The organism is Nonomuraea sp. NPDC049750, from assembly GCF_040659625.1.
GTDB lineage: Bacteria > Actinomycetota > Actinomycetes > Streptosporangiales > Streptosporangiaceae > Nonomuraea.
The window spans coordinates 453,208-466,830 of record NZ_JBFANB010000001.1; the positions used below are offsets into that span (position 1 = coordinate 453,208).

General features: G+C 69.0%; 14 protein-coding genes. 6 read left to right on the forward strand and 8 right to left on the reverse strand.

The window, feature by feature from the left end; genetic code table 11:
- Entirely contained in the window at positions 1-801 is an 801-nt protein-coding gene (locus AB0J16_RS02150; protein WP_358533599.1) for a hypothetical protein, read from the reverse strand.
- An 85-nt stretch (positions 802-886) separates the two neighbouring features.
- Entirely contained in the window at positions 887-2,497 is a 1,611-nt protein-coding gene (locus tag AB0J16_RS02155) for an ATP-binding cassette domain-containing protein (RefSeq protein ID WP_358533601.1), read from the reverse strand.
- A gap of 322 nt (positions 2,498-2,819) precedes the next feature.
- Between AB0J16_RS02155 and AB0J16_RS02160 the strand changes: the two genes are divergently transcribed.
- Complete coding sequence (locus AB0J16_RS02160) at positions 2,820-3,275, forward strand: hypothetical protein (RefSeq protein WP_358533603.1); 456 nt, start codon at positions 2,820-2,822, stop codon at positions 3,273-3,275.
- Between the two features lie 116 nt (positions 3,276-3,391).
- On the forward strand, positions 3,392-3,853 hold the full coding sequence (locus AB0J16_RS02165) for a hypothetical protein (protein ID WP_358533606.1): 462 nt from the start codon (positions 3,392-3,394) through the stop codon (positions 3,851-3,853).
- Between the two features lie 362 nt (positions 3,854-4,215).
- Here the strand turns inward: AB0J16_RS02165 and AB0J16_RS02170 are convergent, their stop codons facing one another.
- On the reverse strand, positions 4,216-5,949 hold the full coding sequence (locus AB0J16_RS02170) for a serine/threonine-protein kinase (RefSeq protein ID WP_358533609.1): 1,734 nt from the start codon (positions 5,947-5,949) through the stop codon (positions 4,216-4,218).
- Positions 5,950-6,123: 174 nt separating this feature from the next.
- Between AB0J16_RS02170 and AB0J16_RS02175 the strand changes: the two genes are divergently transcribed.
- Genes AB0J16_RS02175 through AB0J16_RS02185 form a run of 3 tightly spaced genes read left to right on the forward strand, consistent with a single transcriptional unit; the run spans position 6,124 to position 9,076 of the window.
- The gene (locus AB0J16_RS02175) at positions 6,124-7,293 is read left to right on the forward strand and encodes a DUF4185 domain-containing protein (RefSeq protein WP_358533612.1); all 1,170 of its coding nucleotides are present in this window, start codon (positions 6,124-6,126) and stop codon (positions 7,291-7,293) included.
- On the forward strand, positions 7,290-8,303 hold the full coding sequence (locus AB0J16_RS02180; RefSeq protein WP_358533614.1) for a DUF4432 family protein: 1,014 nt from the start codon (positions 7,290-7,292) through the stop codon (positions 8,301-8,303). Before AB0J16_RS02175 ends, AB0J16_RS02180 begins: the two co-directional genes overlap by 4 nt.
- A complete protein-coding gene (locus AB0J16_RS02185) occupies positions 8,300-9,076 on the forward strand; it encodes an SDR family oxidoreductase (RefSeq protein WP_358533616.1) in 777 nt (258 codons plus the stop codon). The genes AB0J16_RS02180 and AB0J16_RS02185 overlap by 4 nt, the downstream gene beginning before the upstream one ends.
- Positions 9,077-9,313: 237 nt before the next feature.
- Here AB0J16_RS02185 and AB0J16_RS02190 read toward each other — a convergent pair whose 3' ends face one another.
- From AB0J16_RS02190 to AB0J16_RS02205, 4 genes are read right to left on the reverse strand one after another with little or no spacing between them, the layout of a single operon-like run.
- The gene (locus tag AB0J16_RS02190; protein WP_358533619.1) at positions 9,314-9,697 is read right to left on the reverse strand and encodes a DUF6069 family protein; all 384 of its coding nucleotides are present in this window, start codon (positions 9,695-9,697) and stop codon (positions 9,314-9,316) included.
- Between the two features lie 23 nt (positions 9,698-9,720).
- Entirely contained in the window at positions 9,721-10,395 is a 675-nt protein-coding gene (locus tag AB0J16_RS02195) for a VC0807 family protein (protein ID WP_358533622.1), read from the reverse strand.
- Positions 10,392-11,003, reverse strand: coding sequence for a TetR/AcrR family transcriptional regulator (locus AB0J16_RS02200; RefSeq protein WP_358533625.1), 612 nt, complete (start codon positions 11,001-11,003; stop codon positions 10,392-10,394). Before AB0J16_RS02200 ends, AB0J16_RS02195 begins: the two co-directional genes overlap by 4 nt.
- Before the next feature lie 55 nt (positions 11,004-11,058).
- The gene (locus AB0J16_RS02205; protein WP_358533628.1) at positions 11,059-11,922 is read right to left on the reverse strand and encodes an oxidoreductase; all 864 of its coding nucleotides are present in this window, start codon (positions 11,920-11,922) and stop codon (positions 11,059-11,061) included.
- A 110-nt stretch (positions 11,923-12,032) separates the two neighbouring features.
- Here AB0J16_RS02205 and AB0J16_RS02210 point away from each other — a divergent pair, with 110 nt between their 5' ends.
- Positions 12,033-12,638: a TetR family transcriptional regulator gene (locus AB0J16_RS02210; RefSeq protein ID WP_358533630.1), complete on the forward strand. Its 606-nt coding sequence runs from the start codon at positions 12,033-12,035 to the stop codon at positions 12,636-12,638.
- Between the two features lie 3 nt (positions 12,639-12,641).
- Here AB0J16_RS02210 and AB0J16_RS02215 read toward each other — a convergent pair whose 3' ends face one another.
- Positions 12,642-13,622 (reverse strand): hypothetical protein, encoded by a 981-nt coding sequence (locus tag AB0J16_RS02215; protein ID WP_358533633.1) that lies wholly within the window; start codon positions 13,620-13,622, stop codon positions 12,642-12,644.
- Position 13,623 lies beyond the last annotated feature (1 nt).

The window sequence follows — 13,623 nt, forward strand, 5'->3', positions numbered from 1 at the left end:
TCACTGCTGGTGCTCGGTCATGGCCTGACTGCCGCGGTCTATCGCGAACGGCTCGGTGGTCGGCTTGATCGTGTGCAGCGGCACCGCGCCGCCCAGCGCCAGATCCTCGAAGGGGCGGCCGGTCGAACCCCAGGTCCGGGCGGTCACATCGGTCTTGGCCACCACGCTGCCCGCAGGCAGGCCGCCCACGGTCAGGATGAAGCGCGGTGGGCTGCCCGCCTTCACGTCGTCGACGAACGTACTGCCACCGCCGAGCAGTTTGCCCGCCTTGTCGCGCAGCAACACGTTCACCACCAGGCTGCTGGCGGGCAGCTGATAGGGATTGTCGACATAGCCGGTAATAAGATAAGAACGGTCCTTTTGCCGGAGCGTCTGCACCCGCGAAACGGGAAACTCCTTGAACGCCGACGCGATGCGAGCGGCCGGCCGCCACTGGGCGGGGCGATAGTCGATGGTCACCTTGGCCGGCTTCTGGGGCGCGTTGACCTGGCCGGTGAAGGCCAGCGAACCGCCCGGCGGCACGGCGTCGAGCGACTGGTCCATCCGGACCACCTCGGTGCCGGCGACGTCACGCCCGACGATCGTCGCCACCACGTGCTCGCCGAAGTGCCACGGGTTGGCGTTGGTGAGGATCCCCGCCCAGTTCACGGCGTAGCCGTCGGACGACTTGACGACGTTCGACACCTGCTCCTTGAGGACGAGGGGCTTGAGCTGCTGTTTGGACGGTTCCTCGCTGGAGCACCCGGCTAGGCAGATCGCCCCGAGTGCGAGGAGGCTGACGGTTCGGCTACGCGGGATCACTTTGCCGTGATAGCCGGTCTATGGGCACGGCAGGGGCGGGACACGCGCCTGCCGTACCAACTCTTTATGGAGCTCTTTAACGCGTTCAGCGGGGACGGACGACCCTGGCCTCATCCCAGACCGGTTCGGAAGCCTCGTAAACGGTGCCATCCGCGCCGAAGACCAGGAAGCGATCGAAATCCGCCGCGAACCAGCGGTCGTGCGTGACCGCCACCACCGTGCCCGCGAACGCGTCCAGACCCGCTTGGAGCGCTTCGGCGCTGGCCAGGTCGAGGTTGTCGGTCGGCTCGTCGAGCAGCAGCAGCGTCGCGCCGGACAGCTCCAGCAGCAGGATCTGCAGCCGCGCCTGCTGACCGCCCGAGAGCGTGTCGAACCGCTGCTCCGCGATCTGCCCGGCCAGCTCGTAGCGGGCCAGGACCTTCATCGCTTCGTTCTTCAGCCTGGCGTGCTCGGTCATGACGATCTCCACCGGAGAGCGACCCAGCAGGTCGGGCCGGGCGTGCGTCTGGGCGAAGTGACCCGGGACCACGCGGGCGCCGAGTCTGGCGACGCCGGAGTGGCCGATCTGCTCGCCCGCGAGCAGCCGCAGGAAGTGGGACTTGCCCGAGCCGTTAGAGCCGAGCACGGCGATGCGCTCGGCGTACCAGACCTCCAGGTCGAACGGCCGCATCAGGCCGGTCAGCTCCAGCCCCTCGCAGATGACCGCGCGCTTGCCCGTGCGACCGCCTTTGAGGCGCATTTTGATGTTCTGGTCGGCGGGGGCCTCCTCGGGCGGCCCCGCCTCCTCGAACCTGCGCAGCCGTGTCTGAGCCGCGTGGTAGGCGGGGGCCATGCCGTCGTTGTACCTGGCCTTGTTCTTCAGCATGATGACCAGGGCCTTGAGCTTGGCGTGCTCCTCGTCCCAGCGCCTGCGCAGCTCGTCCAGGCGCTCGTTGCGGGCCTTGCGGGCCTCCGCGTACGTGGCGAACCCACCACCATGGATCCAGATATTTCCGGACTCGACGGTGACGATCCGGTCGGCCGCGTTGGCCAGCAACTGCCGGTCGTGACTGACCAGCAGGACCGTCTTGGGAGTCTCCCTGAGCGCCTGCTCCAGCCATTCCTTGCCCGGCACGTCGAGGTAGTTGTCGGGCTCGTCGAGCAGCAGCGTCTGGTCCGGTCCGCGGAGCAGCGCTTCGAGCACGAGCCGCTTCTGCTCGCCGCCGGACAACGTCGCCACATCCCGATATTTCACGTTGTCGTACGGCACACCGAGCGCCGCAACCGTACACGTGTCCCAGAGCACCTCGATGTCGTAGCCACCGGCGTCGGTGTAGTCGGTGATGGCCTGCGCGTAGCGCATCTGCGCCTTCTCATCGTCGCGCTCCATCATCACCAGCTCGGCCCGCTCCAGGCGCTCGGCCGCCTCCCGCACGGCCGGCGGAGCGACGCTGAGCAGCAGATCATGCACCGTGCTCCCATCACGCACGCTGCCGATGAACTGCCGCATCACCCCCAGCCCACCAGAACTGGCCACACTCCCCGCCACGGGCTGCAGATCCCCGGCGACGAGCCGCATCAACGTGGTCTTGCCCGCCCCGTTGGGCCCGACCAGCGCGGCCTTGACGCCTTCGCCGATCCGGAAGGACACGTCGTTGAGCAACGGCCGCCCGTCGGGCAGTACGTATGTCAGATGTCCTACTTCGACGTGCGCCACGGCGATTCCCTTCGCAATTCCCCCGCGCAGGGTACCTACCGAGAACTCTGCACAGCACCTCCTTTTCCTCCCCGGCCTGGCGGCGCTTCGCGCGGGACATCTAGGCTCTTCGGAGGTGACGGCATGAGCTGTGTTGATCGCATAGAGTGATGGACTTGCTATAGATGCATAGTACTATGCATCTATGAGGCCAATCCCGCCTTTGCTGTTGCCTCTCCTTCGCTCTAACGCTGTCGGTGAGCTGCTCGCCTGGTTGTACCTCCACCCGGAGAAGGAGTACTCAACCACCGATCTCGCCGCATGTACCGGAACGTCGCAGTCGATGGTGAGCCGAGAAGCGGACCGGTTCGCCGCGGCCGGCCTGATCCGGGAAAGGCGGCATGGCAACCTTCGCCTCATCCGCGCCGACACGGACACGATCATCGCGAAACCCCTCACCGATCTGCTGATCGTGACCTTCGGTCCGGCCGCCGTACTGCCCCCACTGCTCCGGCCCATCTCCGGTATCGACGAGGCGTACATCTACGGCTCCTGGGCCGCTCGACACGCCAACCAGCCGGGACCACCGCCCCAAGACGTCGATGTCCTCATCGTGGGGTCAGCCGACGAGGACGAGCTCTATGACGCGGCGCGAACAGCCGAGCGGACCCTCGGCCGCGAAGTGAACATCACCCGGATCTCATCGACGTCATGGACGAGCGACACGCCCGACCCGTTCATGGCATCTCTACGGGGCAAGCCCCTTCATCCCCTGATCCAGAAAGAGGACGGTCCATGAGATGGATGCAAGGCCGCCCGGCGCGGCGGGCGGGAACGGCGTTTCACGCCAGGGCGATAAAGCACCTCAGCAGGGCCAGCACGCCATATCTGAACTACTTCAGATATACTGAACCCATGGAGACGAAGAGGTTTTCGTACAGCGCATTTCTTCGCGGCCCATCGAAGATCCTCCCCTCGCTGGACAACGCCGACGTCATCCTTGAGCGGCGCGACGACGAGGACCTCATCTTGATGCGGGCGGAGCGTTTCGAGGCGGGAACCGCCAGCTTGCGCGTCGCCGCACGTGCGCTGGCCATCGTCGCTCGCCGTAACGTCGGCCTGGCCGAGGAGGTTCTTGCCGAGGAACTTCCCTGGGTCACCTGGCTGCCCGACGCCGAGCGCAGTGAATGCGTACGTGAACTGCTGGACCACCTGATCGCGGGAGCGGACACCGGCGAACTGCTGCCGTTCGGCCGCGCGCTGGCCTCCTGGCGATCTACGGCCGTCGTCTGGAGCGATCCGCAACTCGCCCGCGAACTCCAAGGCCCCTTCCCCGGCGATGGGCCAGAAGTCCCCCGCCCGACCAGCGAGTCATGATGGCAGGCCGAGGTGACGATGTTCCCCGGCCTCACCCATGGCGAGTACGGTTCGCCGACCGACGCGCAGCCGAAGGTTGGGGTCATCTACTCGCCCAAGCCCGGGAGAACCTCGACCGAGCCTGGGTTGCCATCACCAGTGATCCACGACATGTTGACAGTCGCCAGCACCCCCTCAAAGGCGCTCTGGGCATCGTGAAGGTGGGCGGCGACTCACTGGAGCAATGGCAGTACGAAGCCACATCGGGGGGTCGCGTATGGTACGCGATCGACGACGAGGGCCGCACCTTGTGGATCACCCGCGCGGGGACCGGGCACCCGAAGCAGACTGACTCACGGCGCGGCTGACCGGAGCCAGGCCGGTTAATGCTTGTTGCCGTGGGTCTTACCGAGCTTGGCCGCCTGCTTGGCTGCCTTCTTCGCCGCCTTCTGAGCTGCTTTCTTGGCTGCCTTCTCCGCCTTCTTCAGCGCGGTGGCGGTCTTGCTGGAGGAGGTGGCCGGGGCCGGGTTGGGGCGGATGTCGGCTCGTACGCGGCCGTCGGATGTCTCCGTGAGTCGCTGGCGGGACACGGCGTGGGCTTGCGGGATGCTGGTCAGCTCGAATGCCAGGTCCGGTGCGATGTCGGCAGGGGTGCTTTGAGCGGGGGTGCTTTGAGCGGGGCTGCCGGGGACGGCGTTCCACCAGGAGCCGGTGGCTATCACGCTGGCGATCAAGGCGGCGATCAAGGCCGTCTCGCGCCAGCGCTCGGTGATCAGACGCCGCATCGCCTCTGACCGCCGCAGCGCGGCCGATCGCCGCGCTGCTTCCGACTGTCGGACCACGCCTGACCGCCGGACCATGCCGGACCGCCACATCACGCCCGACTGTGGCATCGCCACCCACCCCGGCGTCGAGCCTGACAGTGACATCGTCCCTGACCGGGGCATCGTCCCTAAACGTGGCATCGTCCCTGAACGTGGTCCCGACCATCGCACCAGCCCTCGCGCCGTCTTCAGCGAGCGCGGGCCCGGCCGCGGGCGAAGGTGGGGGTGGGGGTGAGGGTGGGGGTGGGGGTGGGGGTGGGGGTGCGAGCGCCGGTCCGCACGCGGGTCCCGGTCCGCACGCGGATCCCGGTCCAGGTCCAGGTGCGAGGCCGGGCCCAGGTTCTGGTCCGGGCCCGGGTAGTGGTGCGGGGCCGGGCCCAGGTGCTGGTGCGAGGCCGGGTCCGCGTGGTGGGGCTCATCCGGCAAGTACGAAGCACGGCCCCCGGAGTACGACAGCCCCGCGAGGCCAAGCTCGCCTCGGGTGGCCACTCGCAGGAGTTGGTCGTGGGCGCGGGCCACATCGCTGCGCTGGTCGGGGTCCTTGTCCAGCAGGCCGGCGATGACCGGAGCGAGCGGGCCGGCCAGGTTGAACGGATAGGCGGTGGTGGTCAGTATCGCGGTCAGCGTGGCCGTCTCGGTGCTGCGGCCGAAGGGTGAGTGGCCCTCCACAGCCGTGTACAAGGTGGCGCCCAGCGACCACAGGTCGGCCTGTGGTGTGGACGGGTCGCCGCCGGCCCGTTCGGGAGCGATGTAGGCAGGGGTGCCGACGACCATGCTCGTCCGGGCGACCCGGGACTCGTCGTCCACGGTGGTGGCCAGGCCGAAGTCGGTCAGGACCGCGTGCCCGTCGTCGGTGAGCAGGATGTTGGCGGGCTTGATGTCGCGATGCAGCACCCCGACGGCGTGCGCGGCGCGCAGGGCGTCCAGGAGTTCCAGGCCGATGCGGGTGACGGTGGCCACGGGCAGCGGGCCCTGCTCGGCGATCACCTGGGCGAGGCTGCGGGCGGGGACGAGCTGCATGACGATCCACGGGCGCTCGTCGACCAGTACCACGTCATAGATGGCCGCAATGTGCGGATGGCTCAGCCGGGCGGCGATGCGGGCCTCCCGCATCGTCCGGCCGATCAGCTCCTCGTGCTGCGGGCCGACGATGGTGACCTCTTTGACCGCGACCTGGCGATCCAGGAGCTCGTCATGAGCCCGCCAGACCCTGCCCATGCCGCCCCGGCCCAGCTCGGACAGCAACCGGTAGCGCCCGGCCAGCAGCCATCCCTCGTAGCGCGCAAAGGACATGGGGGCGGGTTACCCGATCATCCTCACGTCATGCCCGGAAAAAGCCACAAGATGGCTACGAATCCCCGGAAACCACGCCTTCCACAACATTTGGATCATTGCCCCGTGAGGCCCTAGACACAAAGTGATCAAATGACTAGAACTGTAGGGAACCCCCCTCCCTTAGGACGTGTGATGACGCGATTCCGGTCCGCCCTCATCCCCCTCGCCATCGGATTGCTGAGCCTCGCGGCCGTGCCCCAGCAGGCGCTGGCCGCACCGCCCAAGCCGGTGCCGTCCGTCTCCGCCGCCACGACGCAGCAGGCCACCACCCGTGCGACATGCGGGCCGACGGTGCGGGGCGCGTCCGTGGACGCGAGGCTGACCAGCCTGTTCACCGCGTACGGCAACGACAACAGCCGCCTGGACGACTGGACCGGCGCCGACGGCACCTACTCGCTGAAGCTGCCCAGCGGGAAAGAGGTGTGGGTCTTCTCCGACACCTTCCTGGGCAAGATCAACCCTGACGGCAGCCGCCCGCCGGTGGTCGAAGAGGGCGGCACGACCGTCTTCCTGAACAACTCCTTCGCCGTGGAGCGCGACGGCAGGCTCTCCACGATCCACGCCGGCACCGCCGCGAAGCCGACCGCGGTGATGCCCCCGCGCGACCAGAACCACTGGTACTGGGCCGGCGACGCCACCCTGGCGGGCGGCATCGTGGAGGTGACCTACCAGGAGTACGAGCGCTACGGCACCGGCGCGTGGGACTGGCGCTGGCACCGGAACGTGGTGGCCAGGTTCGCGCAGAGCCGGCTCGACCAGCCGATCAGCGTGACCGACCTGCCGTCGTCGGCCGGCGTGTCCTGGGCCTCCGGGATCCTCAAGGACGGCGGCTACACCTACGTTTACGGGGTGGAGGATCTCGGCTCGCCCAAGTACATGCACATCGCCAGGGTGCCCGGCCAGAGCCTGCTCGGACAGTGGCAGTACCTCAAGGCCGACGGCACCTGGTCGAGCAACGAGGCCGACTCGGCCCGGATCATGAGCGGCGTGGCCAACGAGTACAGCGTCACCAAGGTGGGCAACGGCTACGTACTGATCACCCATGACACGACCGAGGTCCTGAGCTCGCACATCGTGGCGTACACCTCGTGCTCGCCGTTCGGCCCGTTCACCGGCAAGCAGGCCGTCTACACCACCCCCGAGACGAACGGGAACATCTTCACCTACAACGCCCACGCGCACCCCGACGTGGCGGGCAACGGACTCGTCGTCTCCTACAACGTCAACAGCTTCGTCAACACCGACCACTACCGGGACTCCTCGATCTACCGGCCGCGCTTCATCGATGTGACTTTCGGGTGAGTACCCGGAACTGGGCGGCTCGCCTGCGGCACGTCGTGATCGACGGGCTGCGGGCGGTCGTGCTGGAGAACGAACGGCTCCGCGTGACCGTCGTGCCCGACAAGGGCGGCGATGTCATCGAATTTCTGCACAAGCCAACCGACACTGACTTCGTCTGGCTCTCGCCGCAGGGGCTGCGCGACCCGCACGACCACCTCCAGGGCGCCGCCGACGACGTCGCCCAGTTCATCGACCACTACGAGGGCGGCTGGCAGGAGATCTTCCCCAACGGCGGCGCGCCCAGCGAATATCGCGGCGCCCGGCTGGCGCAGCACGGGGAGGTCGCCGGGCTCCCGTGGCAGGCCGAGGTCGTGGCCGACTCCGAGCAGGAGGTCGCGGTACGGCTCAGCGTGCGCACCCGGCGCCTGCCGTACCGGATCGAGAAGACGTTCCGGCTGGCGGCGGGGACGGCCGCGCTGGAGATCGAGGGGCGCGCGACCAACGAGTCCGGCGTCGAGCTGCACGCCATGTGGGGACAGCACATCGTGTACGGCCGGCCATTCCTCAAGCCGGGCGCCCGCGTACGGCTGCCGGCCGGCGTGACGGTCATCCCGCACGAGAGCGCCATCAATGCCCACGGCCGCCGAGTCAAGGCGGGCGGCCCGTGGAAGTGGCCCGTGGTGCCCGCCGACGACGGCGGCGAGACGGATCTGAGCGTGGTGCCGGAGCCCGGGTCGCCGAGCGAGATCGTCTACCTAACCGGATTTACCGAGGGCTGGTACGAAATTTCTGGGGATGTAGGTATTCGTGTGGAGTGGGATGCGACGCTCCTGCCGTACCTGTGGATGTGGCAGGAGGTCGGTGCGACCACCGACTATCCCTGGTGGGGGCGGGCTTACACGGTCGGGCTCGAACCGTTCTCCAGCATGCCCACCAACGGGCTGGCCGAGGCGGTGGCGAACGGCACGGCGCTCACCCTGGGCCCACACGAGACGAAGGTGCTGAGGTTGCGCGCGGAGGTTGTGACGTGAGTGAGTTCGACGGGAAAGTCGCCCTGGTGACGGGCGGTTCGATGGGTATCGGGCGGGCGGTGGTCGACCGGCTGGCCGACGGCGGGGCGTCCGTGGTGTTCTGCGGGGCCGACAAGGGGGCGGAGCTCGACAGCGAGCACGTGACCGGGCGGGTCGCGGACGTACGGCGGGCGGGCGACATGCGTGACCTGGTCGACCTGGCCGTGGCCAAGTACGGCGGGCTCGACATCGTGGTGACGTGCGCGGGCGTGCAGCGCTACGGCACGGTCGAGGACACGCCGGAGGACGTCTGGGACGAGGTGCTCGACATCAACCTCAAGGGCGTCTATCTGGCCTGCAAGGCCGCTATCCCCAGGATGCGGGCGCGCGGCGGCGGCTCGATCGTGGTGATGTCGTCGGTGCAGGCGTTCGCCTCGCAGGCGCAGGTGGCCGCCTACACCGCCAGCAAGGCCGCGCTGAACGGCCTGACCAGGGCGATGGCGCTCGACCACGCGGCCGACGGCATCCGGGTGAACGTGGTCTGCCCCGGCTCGGTCGACACACCGATGCTGCGCTGGGCGGCCGATCTGTGGCGTGGCGGGCTGTCGCAGGAGGAGCAGGTGGCGGAGTGGGGCCGGGCGCACCCCCTCGGCCGGGTGGGCAGGCCGGAGGAGGTGGCTGAGCTGGTGGCGTTCCTGGCCGGGCCGCGGTCGTCGTTCATCACCGGGGCCGAGCACCGGGTGGATGGTGGGCTGCTTGCCCGCAATCCGGCCGCGCTGCCTGAGCAGGCCTAGCTTCCGGAGGAGGTTCGTCACACGACCGTCTTGGTCCGTGTGACGGTCCATGGTGGCTGGGGTCCCTTGGAGGGAACCCCCCTTCGGGGAAGCAAGAAATGACGGTCCGTCCTAGCTGGAGTCCCTAGGGCGGATCCGAGGGAGCGGGAAATGACGGTCCGTCGTGACTGGGTCCCTAGGAGGGATACCCCCTCCGGGGGAGCGGAAGAAGGGTCCTCCGGAGGAGCGGGAGTACGCCTAGCGCGTACGTCGGCGCGGTAGGAGGACGATGAGGACGGCCGCGGTGACCACGTGCAGCGCGGCCAGTGATGCCTTGGCCGCACCGGTGGTGCCCATCGTGAGTGGGCCGGCCAGGGACATGATGAGGAACACGGCGGCGATCCACGTCCAGATCGCGCGCGACCGTTCCGTGACGCGTTCGAGCACGGCCAGGAGGCCCCAGCCGGCCAGACCGGCGACCAGGGCGGCGACGATCACGGAGACCGCGGTCACCTCTCCGGAGGTCGAGGCCAGCTCGACGCCGGCGAGGACGTGGACAGCCGCCCAGACGGCCAGAGCGGCGGCGGCCGCGCCTAGCACGGCCAGGATGCGGGGGACGGCCAGGGAGCGGGGGGCGGTCACGCGGGTCTCTCCTTGGGCGGGAATCACGCGGGGGCCTCCTTGAGCGGTAAGTAGAGCGCGGACCAGCGGTTGTACAGGCCGGTGGGGACGAGGTAGCACGCCATCACGACCTGCATCAGCACCATGAAGACGCCGTACTGCAGACCGCCCAGGCCCGGGACGACGTCGGGCGGCAGGGTGTAGGCCATGGTCACGCGGACGGCGGCGTCGGCCAGCAGGCCGATGCCCCAGATGACCGTCGCCACCCGCCAGATCCGGCGGAAGGCGGGCAGCCGCTCCCACAGGACGTCCCAGGACTCGCGGCCCGAGCCGTCTTCCCCCTTGAGGGGACCGATGCGGCCTTCCAGGACGAAGCGGGTGAAGGCAAAGGCCAGCGGCTGCCGGCCTCGGACGCTGGCCAGGAACCACAGGCCCGAGATGGCGGTGATCCAGCCGTCCTTGGCCAGCAGGAAGCGGGGGTCGTGGACGAGCAGGGAGACGGCCGCGCTGCCGACCATCATGGCCGTCATGAACAGGCCGAGCCCGTCGGGCCGGCGGCGGCGCACCAGGCTGGCGACCACGCTCAGGCCGGGGAGCAGGGAGCTGATCAGCAGCGCGGAGTGATAGCTCACGTCCATCGCGCGCAGTACGTAATAGAGGCCGATGGGCAGGGCCATGTCGACGAGGACGAGCAGCGACGTCTTGGCGCGAGAGCTCACGGCGTGGCCCGGGTCGCCAGGCGGAAGAGCTCGACCAGCTCGTCCGCGTACACGTCGAGGTCCGCGCCGGGGTCGCCCTCCAGCAGGAACGGCAGGCCGTCCATGGCCCGCTGGATGGCCATCGCCATCACGCGGGTGTTGAACCGGCGGAACTCGCCCGACTCCTGCCCCCAGAACAGCAATCGCTCGATGTGCCCCAGCGAGGCCGGATCCACGGCCGCCTCCTGCGCGGTGGTCCCCTTCTCCGGCCGGAAGTTCAGGAAGATCTCGGTGGCCGCGCGCATCTCACGGCGATGGTCCCGGATGAACCCGATCAGCGAGCGGATGTAGGTGTCCAGCGCGGCGCCGGGGCTGGTCTGGGCGCTGACCCGCTCGGTCATGAACGTGGCGATCCCCTCGTAGATCGTGACAATCGCCTGGCCCATCAGGTCGTCCTTGCCATCGAAGTGGTACGAGATCAGCCGCGTACTGCTGAGCCCGGCCCGCTCCGCGATGCGGGCGAAGGACGCCTGGTGGTAGCCCAGGTCAGCGATCGTCTCGATCGTGGCCGCCACGATCTGCGCCCGGCGGGCGGAGGTCGTGACGGAGTCTTCCTTCCTTACTTGCATGAGTAATTTTTAACTCACGCGAGTAATTCTGGCAAGTCCTCCTCCTCCAATAGCGTCAGCCTCCGATGGCGTCGAGCTCCTCGATCGCGTCGGCCGGGAGGACCAGGCTCGCCGCGGCGATGTTCTCGCGGAGGTGGGCCACGGACGAGGTCCCGGGGATGAGGACCATCGTGGGCGAGCGCCGCAGCAGCCAGGCCAGGGCGACCTGCTGCGGCGAGGCGTCCAGCCGGGCGGCCACGTTCGTGAGCGCCTCGGACTGGAGCGGGGTGAAGCCGCCCAGGGGGAAGAACGCTGCGTAGGCGATGTTCTCGGCCGCGCATCGGTCGACGAGAGCGTCGTCCTGCCGGTTGGCGAGGTTGTAGAGGTTCTGAACGGTGACGACGGGTGCGATGGCCTGCGCCTCGGTGAGCTGGGCCTCGGAGGCGGCGCTGAGACCGAGGTGGCGGATCAGGCCCTCCCGCTGCAACTCGGCCAGGGCGCCGAACGGCTCCGCGAGCGACTCCTCGCCCGCGCCTCCCTCGGCTAGGCGCAGGTTGACGACGTCGAGGGTGTCCAGGGCGAGGCGCTGGAGGTTCTCGCGGACCTGGGCCTTGAGGTCCTCGGGCTCCAGTGCGTGATTCCAGCTGCCGTCCGGGCCACGGCGAGCGCCGACCTTGGTGACGATGCGCAGGTCCGCCGGGTAGGGGTGCAGGGCCTCCTTGATGATCTCGTTGACGACGAAGGGTCCGTAGAAGTCGCTGGTGTCGATGTGGGTGATGCCCAGCTCGACGGCCTCGCGCAGCACCGCGACGGCCGCGTCGCGGTCCTTGGGCGGCCCGAAGACGCCGGGCCCGGCCAGCTGCATGGCGCCGTAGCCCATGCGGGTGATGGTGAGGTCGTCGGCGAGTGTGAGAGTCCCACCGGGAAGGCCGTCTGCCATGTCCATACCTTTCATCTGGATCGCATCTCCAACGGTGCGGTTGCTTTTGATGCTAGCGGCGGAAAACTCCAACCGCAACGTTGCAGATGGGATGGCGCTAGGATGTCGCCATGGCGTGGGATACCGAGGGGACGCGGCGGCGGCTCAAGGAAGCGGCGACAGTCGAGTTCGCCGAGCGCGGACCGGACGGCACGACCATGGCGCGCATCGCCGAGCGGGCCGGGATCAACAAGGAACGCCTGTACAAGTACTTCGGCGACAAGCAGGCCCTGTTCGAGACGGTGCTGACCGACGAGCTCAAGAAACTCGCCGAGACGGTGGGGCCACCCCCGGGTGACTTCGAGAACATCGGCGAGTTCGTCGGGCGCAACTTCGACTACCACGTGGCGCATCCCCATCTCGTCCGCCTGATGCTGTGGGAGGGCCTGGCCGGTGGCGCCGTGGCCGACGAGGCGCAGCGCGCCGCCTTCTACCAGGACAAGACGCGGGCCTACGCTGCCGCCCAGCGCGCCGGGATCCTCGACGACGACCTCGACCCCGATCATCTGGCGTTCATGGTCATCGGGCTGTCCGCATGGTGGGTTTCGGCGCCCCAACTCGCCCGCATGCTCACCGGTGCCGACGACGAGGATGCGACAGAGCACGCCCGGCGTCGCGCCAGCGTGGTGCGCGCGGTACAACGGCTGGCCCGACCGCCAGGCGTCGACAGGCGGTAGTGGTCAGCGGGTCTCCTGGAAGACCTTGGACGCGCGCGCCAGGCGGCTGCCGAGGTTGGCGCGGAGGGCGGCGAAGCGGTCCGGATTGCCGGCGACGATCTGCCGCTGAAGGGCGGAGTCGGCGGCGAACCACACCGCCACCAGCCCCGACTCCCACTTGCACCTGGTGTCGGCCGTGGCGGTGCGCTTCTCCTCGGCGGTGACCGTGGGCTGGTCCAGGTTCCAGCGGGCGTCGGCGATGGCGGCCTCGGCGGTGGGGTAGGCGTGTCCGGCCCTGACCATGCAGGCTCGCCAGCTGGTGGCCGCCTGGACGACGGCCGGATCGGTGGCGGCCTTCTCCAGGGTCTCGGCGTCCTGGACGGCGAGCCAGGGCCAGTCGGCCGGCTCGGCGCCTCGGGTCAGGACGGCTGCGGCGCGGCTTATGCAGCCGGAGTCGGCGGTGTCACCGTACAAGTGGGTTCTGGCGGTTTTGGAGAGGTTGGCCGCCCACTGGGGTGGTCTGCTGTGCGGGTCCGAGCGGGACAGGTGGTAGCCGGTGAGCGCGGCCTGCGCCGGGTCGGCGACGCCGTAGCGGCGGGCGTTGCCCGGATCGCCGGCCTTGACGGCGGCCACCGCGACCATGGGCGGGGCCGCCGAGACGCCGTGGCGGCGCATGCACCGCGCGACCAGCTTGGTCTGGGCGTTGGCCAGCAGGACGCGCTGCTCCGGGGTGGGCTTGTAGGCGTCGAACGGAAGCACGAGATCGGCCACCGACGCCACAGATACAGACACGAAGTCCGGGCGCGGCGCGGCCGCGCAGGCCGTGACGACCAGCAGCAACGATGCCCCGGCCCAGAGAGCGGCGGCGGGTGAGGATGACAGCGCTCTCCGGCGGCCGGTCTCCGGTCGCCCCAGAGCGCCGCCGCGGCCGGTCTCCGGTCGCCCCAGAGCGCCGCCGCGGCCGGTCGCCGGGCGCCCGCTCCGAAGCCCGGCTTCGCCGTCCATG

Excerpts from the sequence above, each read along its gene's own strand:
- AB0J16_RS02160 (WP_358533603.1), top strand. The coding sequence starts at position 2,820 with ATGGTGAGCCGAGAAGCGGACCGGTTCGCCGCGGCCGGCCTGATCCGG.
- AB0J16_RS02165 (WP_358533606.1), top strand. The coding sequence starts at position 3,392 with ATGGAGACGAAGAGGTTTTCGTACAGCGCATTTCTTCGCGGCCCATCG.
- AB0J16_RS02170 (WP_358533609.1), bottom strand. The coding sequence starts at position 5,949 with ATGTCCTTTGCGCGCTACGAGGGATGGCTGCTGGCCGGGCGCTACCGG.
- AB0J16_RS02175 (WP_358533612.1), top strand. The coding sequence starts at position 6,124 with ATGACGCGATTCCGGTCCGCCCTCATCCCCCTCGCCATCGGATTGCTG.
- AB0J16_RS02200 (WP_358533625.1), bottom strand. The coding sequence starts at position 11,003 with ATGCAAGTAAGGAAGGAAGACTCCGTCACGACCTCCGCCCGCCGGGCG.
- AB0J16_RS02205 (WP_358533628.1), bottom strand. The coding sequence starts at position 11,922 with ATGGCAGACGGCCTTCCCGGTGGGACTCTCACACTCGCCGACGACCTC.
- AB0J16_RS02210 (WP_358533630.1), top strand. The coding sequence starts at position 12,033 with ATGGCGTGGGATACCGAGGGGACGCGGCGGCGGCTCAAGGAAGCGGCG.
- AB0J16_RS02215 (WP_358533633.1), bottom strand. The coding sequence starts at position 13,622 with ATGGACGGCGAAGCCGGGCTTCGGAGCGGGCGCCCGGCGACCGGCCGC.